13 protein-coding genes and 2 pseudogenes are annotated in these 15,597 nt (G+C 62.9%); 5 read left to right on the forward strand and 10 right to left on the reverse strand.

The window, feature by feature from the left end; translation table 11 throughout:
• Window positions 1-63: 63 nt before the first annotated feature.
• A pseudogene (locus tag MF4836_RS36105) lies at window positions 64-1,152 on the reverse strand (cache domain-containing protein); the annotation flags it as partial.
• A gap of 489 nt (window positions 1,153-1,641) precedes the next feature.
• Between MF4836_RS36105 and MF4836_RS06590 the strand changes: the two are divergent.
• Window positions 1,642-2,538: a PA4780 family RIO1-like protein kinase gene (locus MF4836_RS06590; RefSeq protein WP_020299360.1), complete on the forward strand. Its 897-nt coding sequence runs from the start codon at window positions 1,642-1,644 to the stop codon at window positions 2,536-2,538.
• A 173-nt stretch (window positions 2,539-2,711) separates the two neighbouring features.
• Here the strand turns inward: MF4836_RS06590 and cueR are convergent, their stop codons facing one another.
• The 3 genes from cueR to MF4836_RS06605 form a co-directional block, all read right to left on the reverse strand.
• Complete coding sequence (gene cueR / locus MF4836_RS06595; protein WP_078469661.1) at window positions 2,712-3,125, reverse strand: Cu(I)-responsive transcriptional regulator; 414 nt, start codon at window positions 3,123-3,125, stop codon at window positions 2,712-2,714.
• The gene (locus tag MF4836_RS06600) at window positions 3,122-5,518 is read right to left on the reverse strand and encodes a heavy metal translocating P-type ATPase (RefSeq protein ID WP_078469662.1); all 2,397 of its coding nucleotides are present in this window, start codon (window positions 5,516-5,518) and stop codon (window positions 3,122-3,124) included. Before MF4836_RS06600 ends, cueR begins: the two co-directional genes overlap by 4 nt.
• A gap of 116 nt (window positions 5,519-5,634) precedes the next feature.
• Window positions 5,635-6,018 (reverse strand): hypothetical protein, encoded by a 384-nt coding sequence (locus tag MF4836_RS06605; protein ID WP_078469663.1) that lies wholly within the window; start codon window positions 6,016-6,018, stop codon window positions 5,635-5,637.
• 147 nt (window positions 6,019-6,165) lie between these two features.
• Between MF4836_RS06605 and MF4836_RS06610 the strand changes: the two genes are divergently transcribed.
• Entirely contained in the window at window positions 6,166-6,363 is a 198-nt protein-coding gene (locus tag MF4836_RS06610) for a heavy-metal-associated domain-containing protein (RefSeq protein ID WP_020299364.1), read from the forward strand.
• Window positions 6,364-6,458: 95 nt separating this feature from the next.
• On the forward strand, window positions 6,459-7,655 hold the full coding sequence (locus MF4836_RS06615) for a multidrug effflux MFS transporter (RefSeq protein WP_078469664.1): 1,197 nt from the start codon (window positions 6,459-6,461) through the stop codon (window positions 7,653-7,655).
• 1 nt (window position 7,656) lies between these two features.
• On the opposite strand, the gene MF4836_RS06620 is transcribed toward MF4836_RS06615, so the two are convergent.
• The 3 genes from MF4836_RS06620 to MF4836_RS06630 form a co-directional block, all read right to left on the reverse strand.
• Window positions 7,657-7,836: a hypothetical protein gene (locus MF4836_RS06620; RefSeq protein WP_020299366.1), complete on the reverse strand. Its 180-nt coding sequence runs from the start codon at window positions 7,834-7,836 to the stop codon at window positions 7,657-7,659.
• Between the two features lie 276 nt (window positions 7,837-8,112).
• On the reverse strand, window positions 8,113-9,126 hold the full coding sequence (locus MF4836_RS06625; RefSeq protein WP_078469665.1) for a zinc-binding alcohol dehydrogenase family protein: 1,014 nt from the start codon (window positions 9,124-9,126) through the stop codon (window positions 8,113-8,115).
• Between the two features lie 31 nt (window positions 9,127-9,157).
• Complete coding sequence (locus tag MF4836_RS06630) at window positions 9,158-9,451, reverse strand: putative quinol monooxygenase (protein WP_078469666.1); 294 nt, start codon at window positions 9,449-9,451, stop codon at window positions 9,158-9,160.
• A 119-nt stretch (window positions 9,452-9,570) separates the two neighbouring features.
• Here MF4836_RS06630 and MF4836_RS06635 point away from each other — a divergent pair, with 119 nt between their 5' ends.
• Together MF4836_RS06635 and MF4836_RS06640 are read left to right on the forward strand one after the other, a co-directional pair.
• Complete coding sequence (locus tag MF4836_RS06635; RefSeq protein WP_078469667.1) at window positions 9,571-10,500, forward strand: LysR family transcriptional regulator; 930 nt, start codon at window positions 9,571-9,573, stop codon at window positions 10,498-10,500.
• 107 nt (window positions 10,501-10,607) lie between these two features.
• A pseudogene (locus MF4836_RS06640) lies at window positions 10,608-11,984 on the forward strand (MFS transporter).
• A gap of 110 nt (window positions 11,985-12,094) precedes the next feature.
• Here the strand turns inward: MF4836_RS06640 and MF4836_RS06645 are convergent.
• From MF4836_RS06645 to MF4836_RS06655, 3 genes are all read right to left on the reverse strand, one after another.
• Complete coding sequence (locus MF4836_RS06645; RefSeq protein WP_078469668.1) at window positions 12,095-13,048, reverse strand: adenosine deaminase; 954 nt, start codon at window positions 13,046-13,048, stop codon at window positions 12,095-12,097.
• A 96-nt stretch (window positions 13,049-13,144) separates the two neighbouring features.
• Window positions 13,145-14,110, reverse strand: a complete 966-nt coding sequence (locus tag MF4836_RS06650; protein ID WP_078469669.1) for a 2-oxoglutarate and iron-dependent oxygenase domain-containing protein — start codon at window positions 14,108-14,110, stop codon at window positions 13,145-13,147.
• A gap of 166 nt (window positions 14,111-14,276) precedes the next feature.
• Window positions 14,277-15,359 carry a BMP family ABC transporter substrate-binding protein gene (locus MF4836_RS06655; RefSeq protein WP_078469699.1) on the reverse strand — a complete coding sequence of 361 codons (1,083 nt, stop codon included), beginning with the start codon at window positions 15,357-15,359 and terminating at the stop codon, window positions 14,277-14,279.
• Between the last annotated feature and the right edge of the window lie 238 nt (window positions 15,360-15,597).

A 15,597-nucleotide genomic window follows, 5' to 3' on the forward strand; every position in this document is an offset into this window, starting at 1 on the left:
GGAGGTGGCGAGAATCTTGTTCGCCGCCTGGCCGATGCTCTGGATCAGGTTGCGGATCGCGGTCAGGAACTGGTTGAACCAGTTGGCCAGTTGCGCGGTTTCATCGCTGCCCCGGATGTTGAGGTTCTGCGTCAAATCGCCTTCGCCCTGGGCGATGCCTTCCAGGCCGCTGGCCACACTGCGGATCGGGCGCACGATCACGCTGGCGAAACTGGCGCCCACCACCGCGAACAGCACCGCCAGCACGCCGGCAATGATTGCGATCAGCCAGGTCAGTTGGGTCGCTGCGCCCATCACTTCGTTCTGCTTGATCAGGCCGATAAAGGTCCAGCCCAATTGCTCCGACGGCCAGACGTTGGCCATGTAGCGTTCGCCATTGAGTTCGACCTCCACCAGGCCCTTGCCGGCCTTGGCCAGTTGGGCATAACCCGCGCCTAGGCTGTCGAGGGCCTTGAAGTTGTGTTCCGGCAGCTTCGGGTCCACCAGCACGGTGCCGGTGTTTTCCAGGAGCATCAGGTAGCCGGACTCGCCCAGTTTGATCTGCTTGACGATCTCGGTGAGCTGCTTGAGCGACACGTCGATGTTGACCACGCCGCCCTGGGCGCCCAACTGGTTGGCCACGGCGCGCACGGTGCTGACCAGCACGGCGTCGTCACCGGCCCAGTAATAGGCGGCGGTTCGTACGGTCTTGCCCGGGTTGGCCATGGCGGTCTTGTACCAGGGGCGGATGCGCGGGTCATAGTTGGACATTTTCGGGTCCCCGGGCCAGAAGGCGTAACCGCCACTGGACAGGCCGTAGGACACATAGGAGTACGCGGGATGGCTGGCGGCCAGGCTGGCGAACAGATCAAACAACTGCTTGTCCAGCTCGCCGTCGGGGAGTTGCGCGGCATCGGCGCCGACACGGCTTTTCACGCTGGCGTCGGCCGATTTGACCAAGGGTTGGCTGGCCAGGTAATCGACGTTCTGGCTGATGCCCTCGAAAAACAGCTGCATGGCGTTGCTGACCTGGCGGATCTCCCGGGCGCTGCCGTCGACGAAATTGTCCTTGGCCTCGCTGCGCAGGTTCAGCACCACGAGCGTGGCGACCAGCACCACCGGCAAGCAGGCGATGATTGCAAACGCCCAGGTCAGTTTCTGTTTGATGTTCATCCGCGCTCCAGAGTTTTTTCTTGTAGGCCCACGACGTGCACATGACTCGCGGATTAACGGCAGCTTTAAACAATGCGGTGATTTGCGTCCGTTGGGCGGGCATCGAGCGAGGCAGGGCGAACCAATGCCGGGTGCTGACGTCTCTATCGGATTGTCGAACAAACTCCTTTTGTCCCTGATGACTTCGGCTGCATAGAGGGAAAATTGAGGTGCTTCGAGAAAATTCCTCCGCTAAACAAGGAAAAATATCTCGGCCTCTATTGGAAATGTCTGCGACTTGCATCCCCACGGCCTGGCTGCCACTGGGCTATGATCTGCGTCGGTCGATAGGCGTCGGCTGATGTGTTCGATTTATCTGGCACATTGAGTGCATCTTTACCGTTGCTATCTGCGGTTCATAGGTCGGCAACCTCTCCCCGCCATGCGAGGATTGCCGTATAACGAGTGACATTCGCGTGTTCGGTAATAAAGGACCCACAATAAAAGCTGATGAAGACTCCAAAACGCATTGAACCCCTGATCGAGGACGGTCTGGTCGACGAGGTGCTGCGCCCACTCATGAGTGGTAAAGAAGCAGCTGTTTATGTGGTGCGCTGCGGCAACGAGTTACGTTGCGCCAAGGTTTACAAGGAGGCGAATAAACGAAGTTTTCGTCAGGCGGCCGAGTATCAGGAAGGCCGCAAGGTGCGTAACAGCCGGCAGGCGCGAGCCATGGCCAAGGGCTCCAAGTTCGGTCGTAAAGAAACCGAGGATGCCTGGCAGAACGCTGAAGTGGCGGCCTTGTTCCGTTTGGCGAGTGCCGGCGTGCGAGTGCCCAAGCCGTTCGATTTCCTCGAAGGCGTGTTGTTGATGGAGCTGGTGGCCGACGAATACGGTGACGCCGCCCCGCGCCTCAATGACGTGGTGCTGGAGCCGGACCAGGCCCGTGAATATCACGCGTTCCTGATCTCGCAGATTGTGCTGATGTTGTGTACCGGCCTGGTGCACGGTGACCTTTCCGAGTTCAACGTGCTGCTGACGCCGGACGGTCCGGTGATCATCGACCTGCCACAGGCGGTGGATGCGGCGGGCAACAACCACGCGTTCAGCATGCTGGAGCGTGACGTCGGCAACATGGCGTCCTACTTCGGGCGCTTTGCCCCGGAACTCAAGCGCACCAAGTACGCCAAGGAAATGTGGGCCCTGTACGAAGCCGGGACCTTGCACCCGGCCAGCGTCCTGACCGGTGAGTTCGACGAACCGGAAGAGCTGGCAGATGTCGGCGGGATCATGCGCGAGATCGAAGCAGCGCGTCTCGACGAAGAACGCCGGCAAGCGGTCCGTGCCGCTGACGATGCGCCTCCCGGCAAGTCCGAAGAGCCGCCGCCTCCGCCCTGGATGCAGTAAGCCTCAAAAAAATCCGGCCTTAGCCGGATTTTTTTTGCCCCTGGTTCTGTAGTCGCTGCCGAAGGCTTGGGCGGCGTTCGGACGATGGTCGGACGGGCCGCTATGGAAGGTCAGCGGTATGAAGAGCGTTGCAGGGGGCCAGCGCAGCCTTCGGCAGCGGCTACAGCTGTGCCTCAGGCCGGAACAGGCTCGCAGCAGCTACCCGACGCCAATTCCTTGAGAATCGGACAGTCCGGTCGGTGATCGCCCTGACAATGCTCCACCAGGTCCTGCAAGGTGTCGCGCAGCGCGGCCAGTTCGCGGATCTTCTGGTTCAACTCGTCGATATGTTGCCGAGCCAGGGCTTTGACATCGGCACTGGCCCGCTGGCGGTCCTGCCACAGGGTCAGCAGCTTGCCGACTTCCTCCAGGGAAAACCCCAAATCCCGCGAACGCTTGATAAAGGCCAGGGTGTGCAGGTCATCCTCGCCATACAGGCGGTAGCCGCTGTCGCTGCGATGGGCCGGCTTGAGCAAGCCGATGGATTCGTAATAACGGATCATCTTCGCGCTCAGGCCGCTGTGGCTGGCTGCTTGGCCGATGTTCATTCCAGCTTCTCCAGGTCTTTGGGTTTCCAGGTCTTCAAGAGCAGGGCGTTACTGACCACGCTGACGCTGGACAGCGCCATCGCCGCGCCCGCCAGCACCGGATTCAACAGGCCGAAGGCCGCCAGCGGGATGCCGATCAAGTTATAGACGAAGGCCCAGAACAGGTTCTGGCGGATTTTCGCATAGGTCTTGCGGCTGATCTCCAGGGCCGCAGGCACCAGGCGCGGATCGCCACGCATCAGGGTGATCCCGGCCGCATGCATCGCCACGTCGGTGCCGCCCCCCATGGCAATACCGATGTCGGCGGCCGCCAGGGCCGGGGCGTCGTTGATGCCGTCGCCGACCATGGCCACCACTCCGGTTTTCTTCAGTTCGGCGACGGTGGCGGCTTTATCCGCCGGCAGCACTTCGGCATGCACATCGGTGATGCCCAGGGCCTCGGCCACGACTTTGGCGCTGCCACGGTTGTCGCCCGTCAGCAGGTGGCTGCTGATATGGCGTGCGTTGAGTTGTTGCACCGCTTGCAGGGCGCCCGGCTTGAGGGTGTCGCCAAAGGCGAACAGGCCCAGGACTCGCAGTTGCGGACTTTGCTCTATCAGCCAGGACAAGGTCCGGCCCTCGGTCTCCCAGGCCTGGGCCGACTCGGCCAGGTCGCCGGCGCTCAGGCCGCTTTCTTCGAGCATGCGCTTGTTGCCCAGGGCCAGTTGTCGGCCGTCGAGGCTGCCGGCGATGCCGCGACCGGTCAGCGACTGGCTGGAGGTGACGTCGGCCACCGGCAATTGACGTTCGGCGCACAGGTCCAGCACCGCCTTGGCCAGCGGGTGTTCGCTGCCACGTTGCAGGGCGCCGGCCAATTGCAGCAGGGTGCTTTCATCGGTATCCACCGCGCGCAGGTGGGCGATGCGCGGTGTGCCGGAGGTCAGGGTGCCGGTCTTGTCGAATACCACGGCGCTGACTTCATGGGCGCGTTCCAGGGCTTCGGCATCCTTGATCAGAATGCCGTGGCGGGCGGCGACCCCGGTGCCGGCCATGATGGCGGTCGGCGTGGCCAGGCCCAGGGCACAGGGGCAGGCGATGACCAGTACCGCGACGGCGTTGATCACGGCGGTTTCCAGCGGTGCGCCGTATAGCCACCAGCCGATCAGCGTCACCGCTGCCAGCAGGATCACGACCGGGACGAACACCTGGCTGACCCGATCCACCAGCTTCTGGATCGGTGCCTTGCCGGCCTGGGCGTCTTCCACCAGGCGGATGATGCGTGCCAGCACGGTTTCCGCACCGAGGGCCAGGGTCCGTACCAGCAGCCGGCCTTCACCGTTGATGGCACCGCCGGTGACCTGGTCGCCCGGCTGTTTCGGCACCGGCAGGCTTTCGCCGCTGATCAAGGCTTCATCGGCGTGGCTCTGGCCTTCGATCACTTCGCCGTCCACCGGGAAGCGCTCGCCCGGCTTGACCATGACCAGGTCGCCCAGGCGCAGTGCACTGATGGCGACGTCCTGTTCGCGACCGTCGATCACTTGTATGGCTCGTTCCGGACGCAGGGCTTCCAGGGCGCGGATGGCGCTGGCGGTCTGGCGCTTGGCCCGGCTCTCCAGGTATTTGCCCAGCAGCACCAGGGCGATCACCACGGCCGAGGCTTCGAAGTACAGGTGCGGGGTGTGGCCATGCATCGCCGTGGCCCATTCGTAGATGCTCAGCCCATAACCGGCGCTGGTGCCCAGGGCCACCAGCAGGTCCATGTTGCCGGCACCGGCGCGTACGGCTTTCCAGGCAGCCACGTAAAAACGCGCGCCAAAGATGAATTGCACCGGAGTGGCCAGGGCGAACTGGGCCCAGGCCGGCAGCATCCAGTGCAGGCCAAAGGGTTCCACCAGCATCGGCAGGACCAGAGGCAGTGCGAGGAGGATGGCCAGCACCAGGGTCCAGCGTTCGCGGCGCAGGCGTTGCTGTTGGTCATCGGGCGCTTTCTGGTCGGCCTGCCACAGGCTGGCGCTGTAACCGGCCTTGGTCACTGCGTCTATCAACACCGCAGGCTCGACCTGGCCCAGCAACTCCACATGTGCCCGTTCGTTGGCCAGGTTGACGCTGACGCGGCTGACCCCCGTCACCTTGTTCAAGGCCCGCTCGACACGGCCGGCGCAGGAGGCGCAGGTCATGCCGCCGATGCTCAGTTCCAGGCTCTGGGCCGGTACGCTGTAGCCGGCGCTGTGCACCGCCTCCAGCAATGCCGGCAAGCTGTCCGTGGGCGCCTCGACTCGGGCCTGTTCGGTGGCCAGGTTGACGCTGACCGCGCGAGCGCCGACGACCTTGCTCAGGGCGCGCTCCACGCGCCCGGCGCAACTGGCGCAGGTCATGCCGGCAATGGGCAGGTCGAAGGTGGTTGATTCAGGCATCGCTGACACTCCCTGTAAAAGTTGCCTACAGGATCAACCTTGCCATGCGGGCAAGGTCAAGCGCCATGACGCGGGGTGCTTCAATTTGTCTCGCCGGCCCCGTGTGAGGCCCGCGTTCAATAACCCAGGGCGGCGGGTTTGAGGTAAATACCGGACTCGCTCATGGCGATGCGGTATTTGACGACGTCACCGGCCCTCAGGGAAATGTCCTGGGAACCCGGTGCAAGCAGGCCCGGGCTGCAACCCGGGACCTGGCCCGGCAGCAGTTTCAGGCGCAGCGAAACCTTGCCTGGCGGCAGGTTGAACGAGGCGGACTGCTCCTGAAACAGTCGGCCTGCCAACTGATCCTGGATGTACAGGCCGATTTCGCAGGAGGTGGCGACTTCCAGGCGTTCCCTGGAAATGATCAGAACCCCGTAGTCTTCCCCGGCGGCGCTGGCCGCAGGCGCGGCTGCCAATAAACCAAGCAGGCTGAATAGGCTGAAAGCTGACCAGCGCATGGCTGAATCTCCTACTGTCGTGTCATAGAGGGTCAAGCTTGGCCGAGCGCGGCGCTGATTGCCAGCCCGGCAGCGCAAAGCAGAACTTGACCTTGCCATGGTGGCAAGGAAGAGACTGGGTCCAACCCTCACAACAGGAGCAACCTCATGCAAGTATTCAATGTTCAAGGTATGTCGTGCGGCCACTGCGTCAAGGCCATTACCCAGGTGCTTCAGGCCAAGGACCCGGCGGCCGAGGTCAAGGTCGACCTGGGCGCGAAGGAGGTCGGTGTGCAAAGCCGGCTGACCGACGACGAGGTCATCGGCCTGATCAGCGGCGAAGGCTACAAGGTGCAATTGGCCTGAGTATTTTTGATAGGTAGCGACCTATCGGAATGTTCAAGGCATCCAAGCGCGGCTAGACTGTCGGGTTGCTGACTGATGCTCGACTTGGATGCCTGATGAATTTACGCACGATCCTGATTCTGGGCGCCTTGAGCGCCTTTGGCCCGCTGGCGATCGACTTCTATCTGCCGGCTTTTCCGGCGATGGCGCTGGCGTTTGGCACCGATGAAAAACACGTTCAACTGACCCTCGCGGCCTACTTCCTGGGGCTGTCCATCGGCCAACTGGCCTATGGCCCGGTGGCGGACCGCTTCGGGCGGCGCATGCCGTTGCTGGTCGGCGTCAGTTTGTTCACCCTGGCGTCGCTGGCCTGTGCCTATGCGCCGAACCTTGAGTGGTTGATTGCGGCACGCTTCGTCCAGGCCCTGGGCGGTTGCGCAGGGATGGTGATTTCCCGGGCGGTGGTCAGCGATAAATGTGATGCCGTGGGTTCGGCCAAGGTGTTTTCCCAGCTGATGCTGGTGATGGGCCTGGCACCGATCCTGGCGCCAATGCTCGGCGGCCTGCTGGTGAACCTCTATGGCTGGCAATCGATCTTCATCATGCTCACGGCGTTCAGTGCCCTGTCCGGTCTGGCGGTGGCCCTGGGCTTGCCGGAAAGCCTGCCGGCCGGCCTGCCACGCCAGCCGCTGTCCGGTTCGTTGCGCCAGTACGGTCGCCTGCTGGCCGACCGGATATTCCTCGGCCACGCCCTGACCGGCGGCATCGCGATCGCCGGGATGTTTGCCTACATTGCCGGTTCGCCCTTTATCTTCATCAAGCTGTATGAGGTGCCGGCCGAGCATTTTGGCTGGTTCTTCGGGATCAACGCCGGCGGTTTTATCCTGGTGGCGCAGATCAATGCGCGGCTGTTGGCCAAGCGTGGCCCGACCTTCCTGCTGGCGCGCACGGTGTGGATTTACCTGGCAGCGGCCCTGGTCCTGCTGGGCATCAGTTCAATGCACACGCAAAAGCTGTGGCCGCTGTTGCTGCCGCTGTTTGTGTGTATTGCCAGCCTTGGCTGCATTATTCCCAATGCCTCGGCATGCGCCATGAACGGTCAGGGCGCACGCGCTGGCAGTGCCTCGGCCTTGCTCGGTTGCCTGCAGTTCAGTGTGGCGGCCGGGGCAGCCTGGCTGGTGGGGTTCCTGCACGATGGCAGCGCCATGCCGATGGCCATGGTGATCAGCCTGTGCGGCGTCCTCGCGGTGACGATGGCCGTGCTCACCCGGCGTTTGCAAAACGCCAGGGCAGTTGAGGCGGCGAAGCTCTGACTCAGCCGGCAGCGCGCTGCTGGCTTTCGGGGAATCGGTGGGGGGCTTGCAGACGGGCTTCCAGGGTTTGAGCGAAGGCGCGGGCTTCGGCTTCGCTGCGAAAGGTGACCGCATGCTGGTCCAGGCGGACCTGCCATTGGGAGCCTTGGGGTTTCGCCAATTCTTTTATCAGGATCTTCATTGCTGACCTCCTCGGGTAAAAGACTGCGTTGCAAAGGCCTCCAGTGTAGACCCGAATACGGTCATGAATATGACAAGCGTCAACTCTCGGACTGACGGCATTGCCCCTCTGGCAATGCCGTCTGCCCCGGCCTTCAGAACCTGTTCACGATCTAGCGAGCGACGCTCAGGCAAGGCAAAAATGGCTGAGAAAGCGCAGTTTTAGGGTCCTAAATGAGCATTTCGAAGCCATTTTTAACGCCGCATGAGCTAAGCGCAGCAGATCGTGAGCAGTTTCTTAGAAGCCTTCGAGGACGATCTTGCCCTTGGCCGTGCCGCTTTCCAGCAGCGCATGGGCCCGCCGCAGGTTGGCCGCATTGATGGTGCCGAAGTGCTCGCCGACCGTGGTTTTCAAGGTGCCGGCGTCGATCAGCTCGGCGATGCGGTTGAGCAAGACATGCTGTTCTTGCATGTCTGGGGTTTCGAACAACGAACGGGTGTACATGAACTCCCAATGCAGCGACAGGCTCTTGCGCTTGAGCTTGGTCACGTCGAGGCTTTTCGGGTCGTCGATCAGCGCCAGCTTGCCTTGGGGGGCCAGGGCTTCCACCAGTTGGTCCAGGTGCAGGTCGGTCTGGGTCAAGCTGGCGACGTGGGTCACGCTGGCCTGGCCGGCACGCTTGAGTTCTTCGCTCAGCGGCTGGCTGTGATCGATCACCAGGTCGGCCCCCAGGTCCTGGACCCAACGTTGGGTTTGCTCCCGTGATGCGGTGCCGATGACCTTGAGCCCCGTGAGCTGGCTGGCCAACTGCGTCAGGATCGAACCCACGCCACCGGCGGCGCCGACGATCAGCAGGCTCTGGCCCACGTCTTCGCGGCCTTCGCGGATCTGCAGGCGTTCAAACAGCAGCTCCCAGGCGGTGATTGCGGTCAGGGGCAGGGCCGCCGCTTCAGCAAAGCCCAGGGTCTTGGGCATATGGCCGACAATCCGTTCATCGACCACGTGCAACTCGCTGTTGCCGCCGGCACGGGCGATGGAGCCGGCGTAGAACACCTTGTCGCCGGCCTTGAACAGGCTGACTTCGCTGCCCACGGCCTTGACCACACCGGCCACGTCCCAGCCCAGGACCTTGGCCGCGCCACCTTCGGGCTGGGCGTTCTGGCGCACCTTGGTATCCACCGGGTTGACCGAGATGGCTTTGACTTCCACCAGCAGATCACGGGGGCCGGCGACGGGCTCGGGGAGTTCGATGTCCTGCAGGGACTTGGGGTCGTTGATCGGCAGGGCGTTGTAATAAGCGATGGCTTTCATGCTGGGTTCCTGATGAAGGGGGCGAAGAGGGTCAGATAATCAACTGCAGGCGCTTGAGCTCGAAGTGCTCGATCGCCTCGCGGGTCTGGGCAATGAAATGCTGGAAGTGCGCGGTGTTGTTGTGAAACTCCAGGGCCGCCTCATCGTCCCAGCGCTCCAGCACGTAGAAGGTATCGGGCTGCGCGGCGTCCTGGTGCAATTCGTAGTACTGGCAGCCGGCTTCGTCGCGGCTCGGTGGGACCAGGGCGCTGAGCTCGCGCAGCAGCCTGGCCTGTTGATCGGGCTTGGCAATCAGGGTGGCAATGGCGGTGAAGGACTGGGACATGTGGTGTTCCTGAAGTAGGTAGCTAGGCGATGGACAGATGATTGGCTATTTCTCTTGAAGATAAAACCGGCTAAAAGAGCAGGCTCTTTCAATATTTTTTTGATAATGCCGGGTGCAAGATGCTGCGATTCGACGATCTGCAATTGTTTGTGCGCGCGGCCGACCTGGGCAGCCTATCGGCCGCGGCGCGGGTCATGGACATGTCGGCGGCCGTGGCCAGCGCCGCCCTCAAGCGGATCGAACAGCAGTTGGGGGCGCGTTTGCTGGCGCGCTCGACTCGCAGCCTGCGCCTGACGGCCGAGGGCGAGGGGTTTCTCGAATATGCCCGTGCGGCCCTGAGCAACCTCGACGAAGGCCGGCGCCTGCTGGCCAGCGGCCAGGATCAGGTCAGCGGGATTCTGCAGTTGTCCGCACCCTCGGATTTCGGGCGCAATCTGCTGCTGCCCTGGCTCGACGAATTCCAGCGCGAGCACCCCAGGTTGACCCTGCGCCTGCTGCTGGGGGACCGCATCGCTGATCTGTTTCGCCAGCCGGTGGACATCGCCCTGCGCTACGGCGAGCCCGAAGACTCAAGCCTGGTGGCGCTGCCGGTCGCTCCGCAGAATCGCCGGGTGCTGTGCGCCGCCCCCGGCTACCTGGCCAGGCATGGCGAGCCGCGCCAGCTGGAGCAACTGGCGCAGCACAACTGCCTGCTTTATATGCTCGGCAGCCGAGTCCACGACCACTGGAGTTTCCATGACGGCAAGCGCGAAGTGGGCCTGACCGTCAACGGCGACCGCTTCAGTGACGATGCCGATGTGGTGCGCCTGTGGGCAGTGGCCGGGGCGGGGATTGCCTACAAGTCCTGGCTCGATGTGGCCGCCGACGTGCTGGCCGGGCGCCTGAAAGTGCTGATGCCGGAACTGCTCTGCGAGCGTGCGCCGCTGAACCTGTTGTGCGCTCACCGCGCGCAGTTGAGCAAACCGGTCAATCTGCTGCGCGAGATGCTCCAGTCGCGCTGCGCCGCGATTTCCGCCCACTACCCCGCCGGCAGCGCTTTGGATCAATGATTACGGGGCCCGCGCGTCGTTCTCGGACGCAGCCGAGTCGCATCCAGCAATAGCCGCCAGCCTCGATCGCGCACACTCGATTGCAGACCATCAATCGGGGGCAGGCTATGAATATTCAGGGGTACAGCGCCGCAGAGCGACTGGAACGGTTGCCCATCAGTGGCTATCACCGAGTTATTTTCATCATCATTGCCTTGGCGTTTTTCTTCGACTCCATGGACCTGGCGATGATGACGTTCCTCCTGGGCTCGATCAAAACCGAGTTCGGCCTGAGTTCGGCCCAGGCCGGGTTGCTCGCCAGTTCGAGCTTTTTCGGCATGGTGGTCGGGGCGTCCCTGTCGGGAATGCTCGCCGACCGCTTCGGCCGCAAGCCGGTGTTCCAGTGGAGCATTGTGCTCTGGGGGATCGCCAGCTACCTGTGCTCCACGGCGCAGACCGTCGAGGGCCTGACGTTGTTTCGCATCCTGCTGGGGATCGGCATGGGCATGGAATTTCCAATCGCTCAATCGATGCTGTCGGAGATGATTCCGGCGAAGCGCCGCGGGCGTTACATCGAGTTGATGGACGGGTTCTGGCCCCTGGGCTTTGTTGCCGCCGGGGTGCTGTCGTACTTCCTGCTGCCGTTGATTGGCTGGCGCGATATCTTCCTGGTGCTGGCGATACCGGCGGTGTTTGTGCTGGTGATCCGCTTTTTTATTCCCGAGTCGCCGCGCTGGCTGGAGCAGGCCGGGTGACACGCCGATGCGGACCGGGTGCTGTGCGCCATCGAGGACAAAGTCCGCGCGTCGTTGCAGCGTGTCGACTTGCCCGAGCCGATTGCCTTGCCACGGGTTGCAAGTACGCCGGGCACGTTCTTTTCGGCGTTGCGCGAGATCTGGTCGCCGCTCTATCGCCAGCGCACGATGATGATCTGGAGTGTGTGGTTCTTCGCCCTGCTCGGGTTTTACGGGCTCACGTCCTGGCTCAGCGCGTTGCTGCAACAGTCGGGGTTTGCGGTCACGCAGTCGGTGTATTACACGGTGCTGATTTCCCTGGGCGGGATTCCCGGATTCTTGATGGCGGCCTGGCTGGTGGAGCGCTGGGGGCGCAAGCCGGTGTGCATCGTCACCCTGTTGGGCGGCGGGGTGATGGCATTTCTCTACGGGCAGAGCGCGGTGTTTGGCGGCAACGTCAGCCTGCTGATCGGCTCCGGGCTGTTGATGCAGTTTTTCCTGTTCGGCATGTGGGCGGTGCTCTACACCTACACCCCTGAGCTGTACCCGACATCGGCGCGGGCCACCGGCTCCGGGTTTGCTTCGGCGATCGGGCGGGTGGGCTCATTGCTCGGGCCGTTGGTGACCGGGCTGGTGTTCCCGATCACCGGACAGGGCGGGGTGTTCGCCCTGGGTGCACTGTGCTTCGCGATTGCCGCGGCGGTGGTCTGGCTGTTCGGCACGGAAACCCGCGGCAAAACCCTCGAGGAGTTGAGCGAAGCCACGGTGTAGCCGCTGCCGGCAGGCTGCGCTGGCCACACCAGACACCGCCCACTCACCTGACACCCCTGGCCGATCTCCCGGGCCCGCGCAGCCTCGCGGGCTCGGCAGCGGCTACCGACTTACGGTTTGACCAGGCGCGCGTCGAGGCTGTTCTGGGCCAGGCGTTTGGCTTGGTCCTGGGTCATGCCGAGGTGGGTGTGCAGGGCGTGGAAGTTTTCGGTGACGTAGCCGCCGAAGTAGGCCGGGTCGTCCGAGTTCACCGTGACCTTCACCCCACGCTCGAGCATGTCGAGGATGTTGTGCTGGGACATGTGGTCGAACACGCAGAGCTTGGTGTTGGACAGCGGGCACACGGTCAGCGGGATCTGCTCGTCGATGATCCGCTGCATCAAACGCTCGTCTTCGATGGCGCGCACGCCATGGTCGATGCGCTGGATTTTCAGCAGGTCGATGGCTTCCCAGATGTATTCGGGTGGCCCTTCTTCGCCGGCGTGGGCCACGGTCAGAAAGCCTTCGTGACGCGCCCGGTCGAACACGCGCTGGAACTTGCTCGGCGGGTGACCCATTTCCGAACTGTCCAGGCCCACGGCGACAAAGGCGTCACGGAACGGGAGCGCCTGGTCCAGGGTTTTCTGCGCTTCGTCTTCGCTCAAATGGCGTAGGAAGCTCAGGATCAGGCCGCTGGTGATACCCAGTTGCTGTTCGCCATCTTTCAACGCAGCGGCGATGCCGTTGAGCACCACTTCAAACGGCACGCCACGGTCGGTGTGGGTCTGCGGGTCGAAGAAGGGCTCGGTGTGAATCACGTTCTGGGCTTTGCAGCGCAGCAGGTAGGCCCAGGTCAGGTCGTAGAAATCCTGGGAGGTGCGCAGCACGTCCGCGCCCTGGTAATACAGGTCGAGAAACTCTTGCAGGTTGTTGAAGGCGTAGGCCTTGCGCAAGGTTTCGACGTCGCTCCACGGCAGGGCTATCTTGTTGCGTTCGGCAAGGGCGAACAGCAGCTCGGGCTCCAGCGAACCTTCAAGGTGCAAATGCAGCTCGGCCTTGGGCAGGGCGTTTAGCCAGTCGTACATGGTTCAGTCTCATCAGGTGCAGTCGGGTGCTGCGAAAAGCTCGCCATTCTACAGGCGCCCGCTGAAATATTCGGTAAAACCTGACCAAGCGGTTGCTCAGGCGCCTTCCAGCTCACGCCGGTAAGCATAGGTGTCGGCAAAGCGCGAGAGCAGGAATTCGGCGCAACTGGTGGCGGGGTATTTTGCTGGCTGTTCGGCGCTCTGGCAGCCGGGCAGGCACTCGATGCGGGTGTCGGGATGGGGCTCGGCGAAGAACGGCATCGAATAGCGATCGACTCCCAGCGGGCTGATGACCCGGTGCGGCGTCGACAGGTAACGGTCGTTGCTCCAGCGCGCCATCATGTCCCCCAGGTTGACCACGAACGTGCCCTCGATCGGCGGTGCATCGATCCATTGGCCCCGGACATTGCGCACTTGCAGGCCACCGGCGGTGTCCTGGTAGAGCAGGGTGATGCAACCGTAGTCGGTGTGTGCGCCGGCGCCTTGCTGCTCCTCGGAGCTGGCGGTGTGACGCGGCGGGTAGTGGATCATCCGCAGCACACTCACCGGCTGTTCGAAGCGGCTGTCGAAGAAGTCGCGGTCGATGCCCAAGGCCAGGGTCATGGCCCGCAGCAGGGTCTGTGCCAGGGCCTGCATGTCCTGGTAGTGGCGTTCCATCAGGGTTTCCCAACCAGGCAGGTCCGGGTGACGGTTGGGCCCGCGCAGGGGTTTGTCCGCCAATACCTCCGGGTGATCGGCCGGCAGGTGCAGGCCCATGTCGAAGGTTTCCTTCAAGTCGCTGGGTTTGCTCGGGTCCAGTTGCTCGGTGGCGATGGCGCCGTAGCCGCGGTGATGGCGGGTCTGGGTGATGTCGATCTTGAGCTTTTCGGCGGTGGGCAAGGCGAAGAATTGCCGGGCGCTGTCCAGCAGGTGTTCGATGCGCTGGGCGCTGATCGGGTGGCCCTTGATGTAGAAGAAGCCCCACTCGCGGCAGGCCTGGTCGATCTGTTGCGCAACGCTGTGCCAGCCTTGGGGATGATCCTGGTAGAGCGGGCTGATATCGATGACGGGCAGTTGGTTCATAAGAGGATCTGCTCCTTGTTGTTCGCGATAACTGTAGCCGCTGCCGAGGCTGCGAGGCTGCGCGGGCCCTCCCATACGCCTGCACTGTCGGGAACATCCGCAGTGCCTTGAGGCCAGCGTCCAAACGCTGCAAGAGCCTGCGGCAGCGGCTACAGGTTCAGAGGGGTTATTTCGGGATATCGGCTTTCATGCCTTCGACGTAGTAGTTCATCGAGGCCAGTTCGGCGTTGCTGGCGCTGACGCCAGGGCCCAGTTTTTCGACGCCGGCCTGGTCCTTGATCGGGCCGGTGAAGGGGTGGAAGGCGCCGCTCTTGATATCGGCGATGATCTGTTCGGCTTCGGTTTTGACCGGGGCCGGCACCAGGTCGCTGATGGGCAGTTCAACCGTGCCTTCCTTCAGGCCGCCCCAGTAGTCCTGCGGTTTCCAGCTATGGTCGAGCACGCCCTGGGTGGCCTGGATGTAATGCGGGCCCCAGTTGTTGACGATGGAGGTCAGCACGGCCTTGGGCCCGAAGTGCGCCATGTCCGAGGCGTAACCCACGGCGTACACGCCACGACGTTCGGCGGCCTGGATCGGTGCCGGGCTGTCGGTGTGTTGGAAGATCACGTCGGCGCCCTGGTCGATCAGGGCATTGGCGGCGTCGGCTTCCTTGCCCGGGTCGAACCAGGAGTTGACCCACACCACCTTGATCTCGGTGCCCGGGTTGTATTTGTTCAGGGCCAACTGGATGGCGTTGATGTCGCGAATCACCTCCGGAATCGGGAAGGAGGCGACGTAGCCAATCTTCTTGGTCTTGGTCATCTTCGCCGCCAGGAAGCCACCGACGTAGCGCCCCTCATAGGTGCGCGCCAGGTAGGTGCCCAGGTTCTTGTCCTGCTTGTAGCCGGTGGCGTGTTCGAAGGTGACCTTGGGGAACTGCTTGGCAACTTTCAGCGTCGGGTTCATATAGCCGAAGGACGTAGTGAAGATCAGGTCGTACTTGTCCTTGGCCATATTGCGGATCACCCGCTCGGCATCAGCGCCCTCGGCGACGTTTTCCACGTAGTTGGTCTTGATCTGGTCGCCGAACTTTTCCACCAGCGCCTTGCGGCCCTGTTCATGCTGATAGGTCCAGCCGTGGTCGCCGATCGGGCCGATGTAGACGAAGCCGACTTTCAACGGATCGGCCGCGCTGGCACTCAGGCCGGTACTCAGGCCAATGGCCGCGGTCAGGGCGCACAGCAGCTTTTTCAACGGACGTTTATGCATGAATTCGAACTCCATTTTGTTGTGGGGAGGGCTGGGCTTTCAGGCTCTGACAGCCCAATGCAAATAGCTGACCAACAAGACAACAAAACGCCCGGGGCAGGTTTTACCTGGGCTGAAGGCCCTGGCACGGCGGTTCGGCGGGTGGAAGATGAGGGGCGTGAAGGTGGCCCGAACAGCCTCGGGAGCCAACCCGGTGCGCTGGCCGCCCGGCATGCCAACCCCTGGTGCACTAAGGTGT

Origin of the sequence: Pseudomonas sp. MF4836, assembly GCF_002018875.1 — a bacterium.
GTDB lineage: Bacteria > Pseudomonadota > Gammaproteobacteria > Pseudomonadales > Pseudomonadaceae > Aquipseudomonas.

Bases quoted from the DNA above. Each gene is read 5' to 3' on its own strand.
- MF4836_RS06590 (WP_020299360.1), top strand. From the start codon at position 1,642: ATGAAGACTCCAAAACGCATTGAACCCCTGATCGAGGACGGTCTGGTC.
- cueR (WP_078469661.1), bottom strand. From the start codon at position 3,125: ATGAACATCGGCCAAGCAGCCAGCCACAGCGGCCTGAGCGCGAAGATG.
- MF4836_RS06600 (WP_078469662.1), bottom strand. From the start codon at position 5,518: ATGCCTGAATCAACCACCTTCGACCTGCCCATTGCCGGCATGACCTGC.
- MF4836_RS06605 (WP_078469663.1), bottom strand. From the start codon at position 6,018: ATGCGCTGGTCAGCTTTCAGCCTATTCAGCCTGCTTGGTTTATTGGCA.
- MF4836_RS06610 (WP_020299364.1), top strand. From the start codon at position 6,166: ATGCAAGTATTCAATGTTCAAGGTATGTCGTGCGGCCACTGCGTCAAG.
- MF4836_RS06615 (WP_078469664.1), top strand. From the start codon at position 6,459: ATGAATTTACGCACGATCCTGATTCTGGGCGCCTTGAGCGCCTTTGGC.
- MF4836_RS06620 (WP_020299366.1), bottom strand. From the start codon at position 7,836: ATGAAGATCCTGATAAAAGAATTGGCGAAACCCCAAGGCTCCCAATGG.
- MF4836_RS06625 (WP_078469665.1), bottom strand. From the start codon at position 9,126: ATGAAAGCCATCGCTTATTACAACGCCCTGCCGATCAACGACCCCAAG.
- MF4836_RS06630 (WP_078469666.1), bottom strand. From the start codon at position 9,451: ATGTCCCAGTCCTTCACCGCCATTGCCACCCTGATTGCCAAGCCCGAT.
- MF4836_RS06635 (WP_078469667.1), top strand. From the start codon at position 9,571: ATGCTGCGATTCGACGATCTGCAATTGTTTGTGCGCGCGGCCGACCTG.
- MF4836_RS06645 (WP_078469668.1), bottom strand. From the start codon at position 13,048: ATGTACGACTGGCTAAACGCCCTGCCCAAGGCCGAGCTGCATTTGCAC.
- MF4836_RS06650 (WP_078469669.1), bottom strand. From the start codon at position 14,110: ATGAACCAACTGCCCGTCATCGATATCAGCCCGCTCTACCAGGATCAT.
- MF4836_RS06655 (WP_078469699.1), bottom strand. From the start codon at position 15,359: ATGCATAAACGTCCGTTGAAAAAGCTGCTGTGCGCCCTGACCGCGGCC.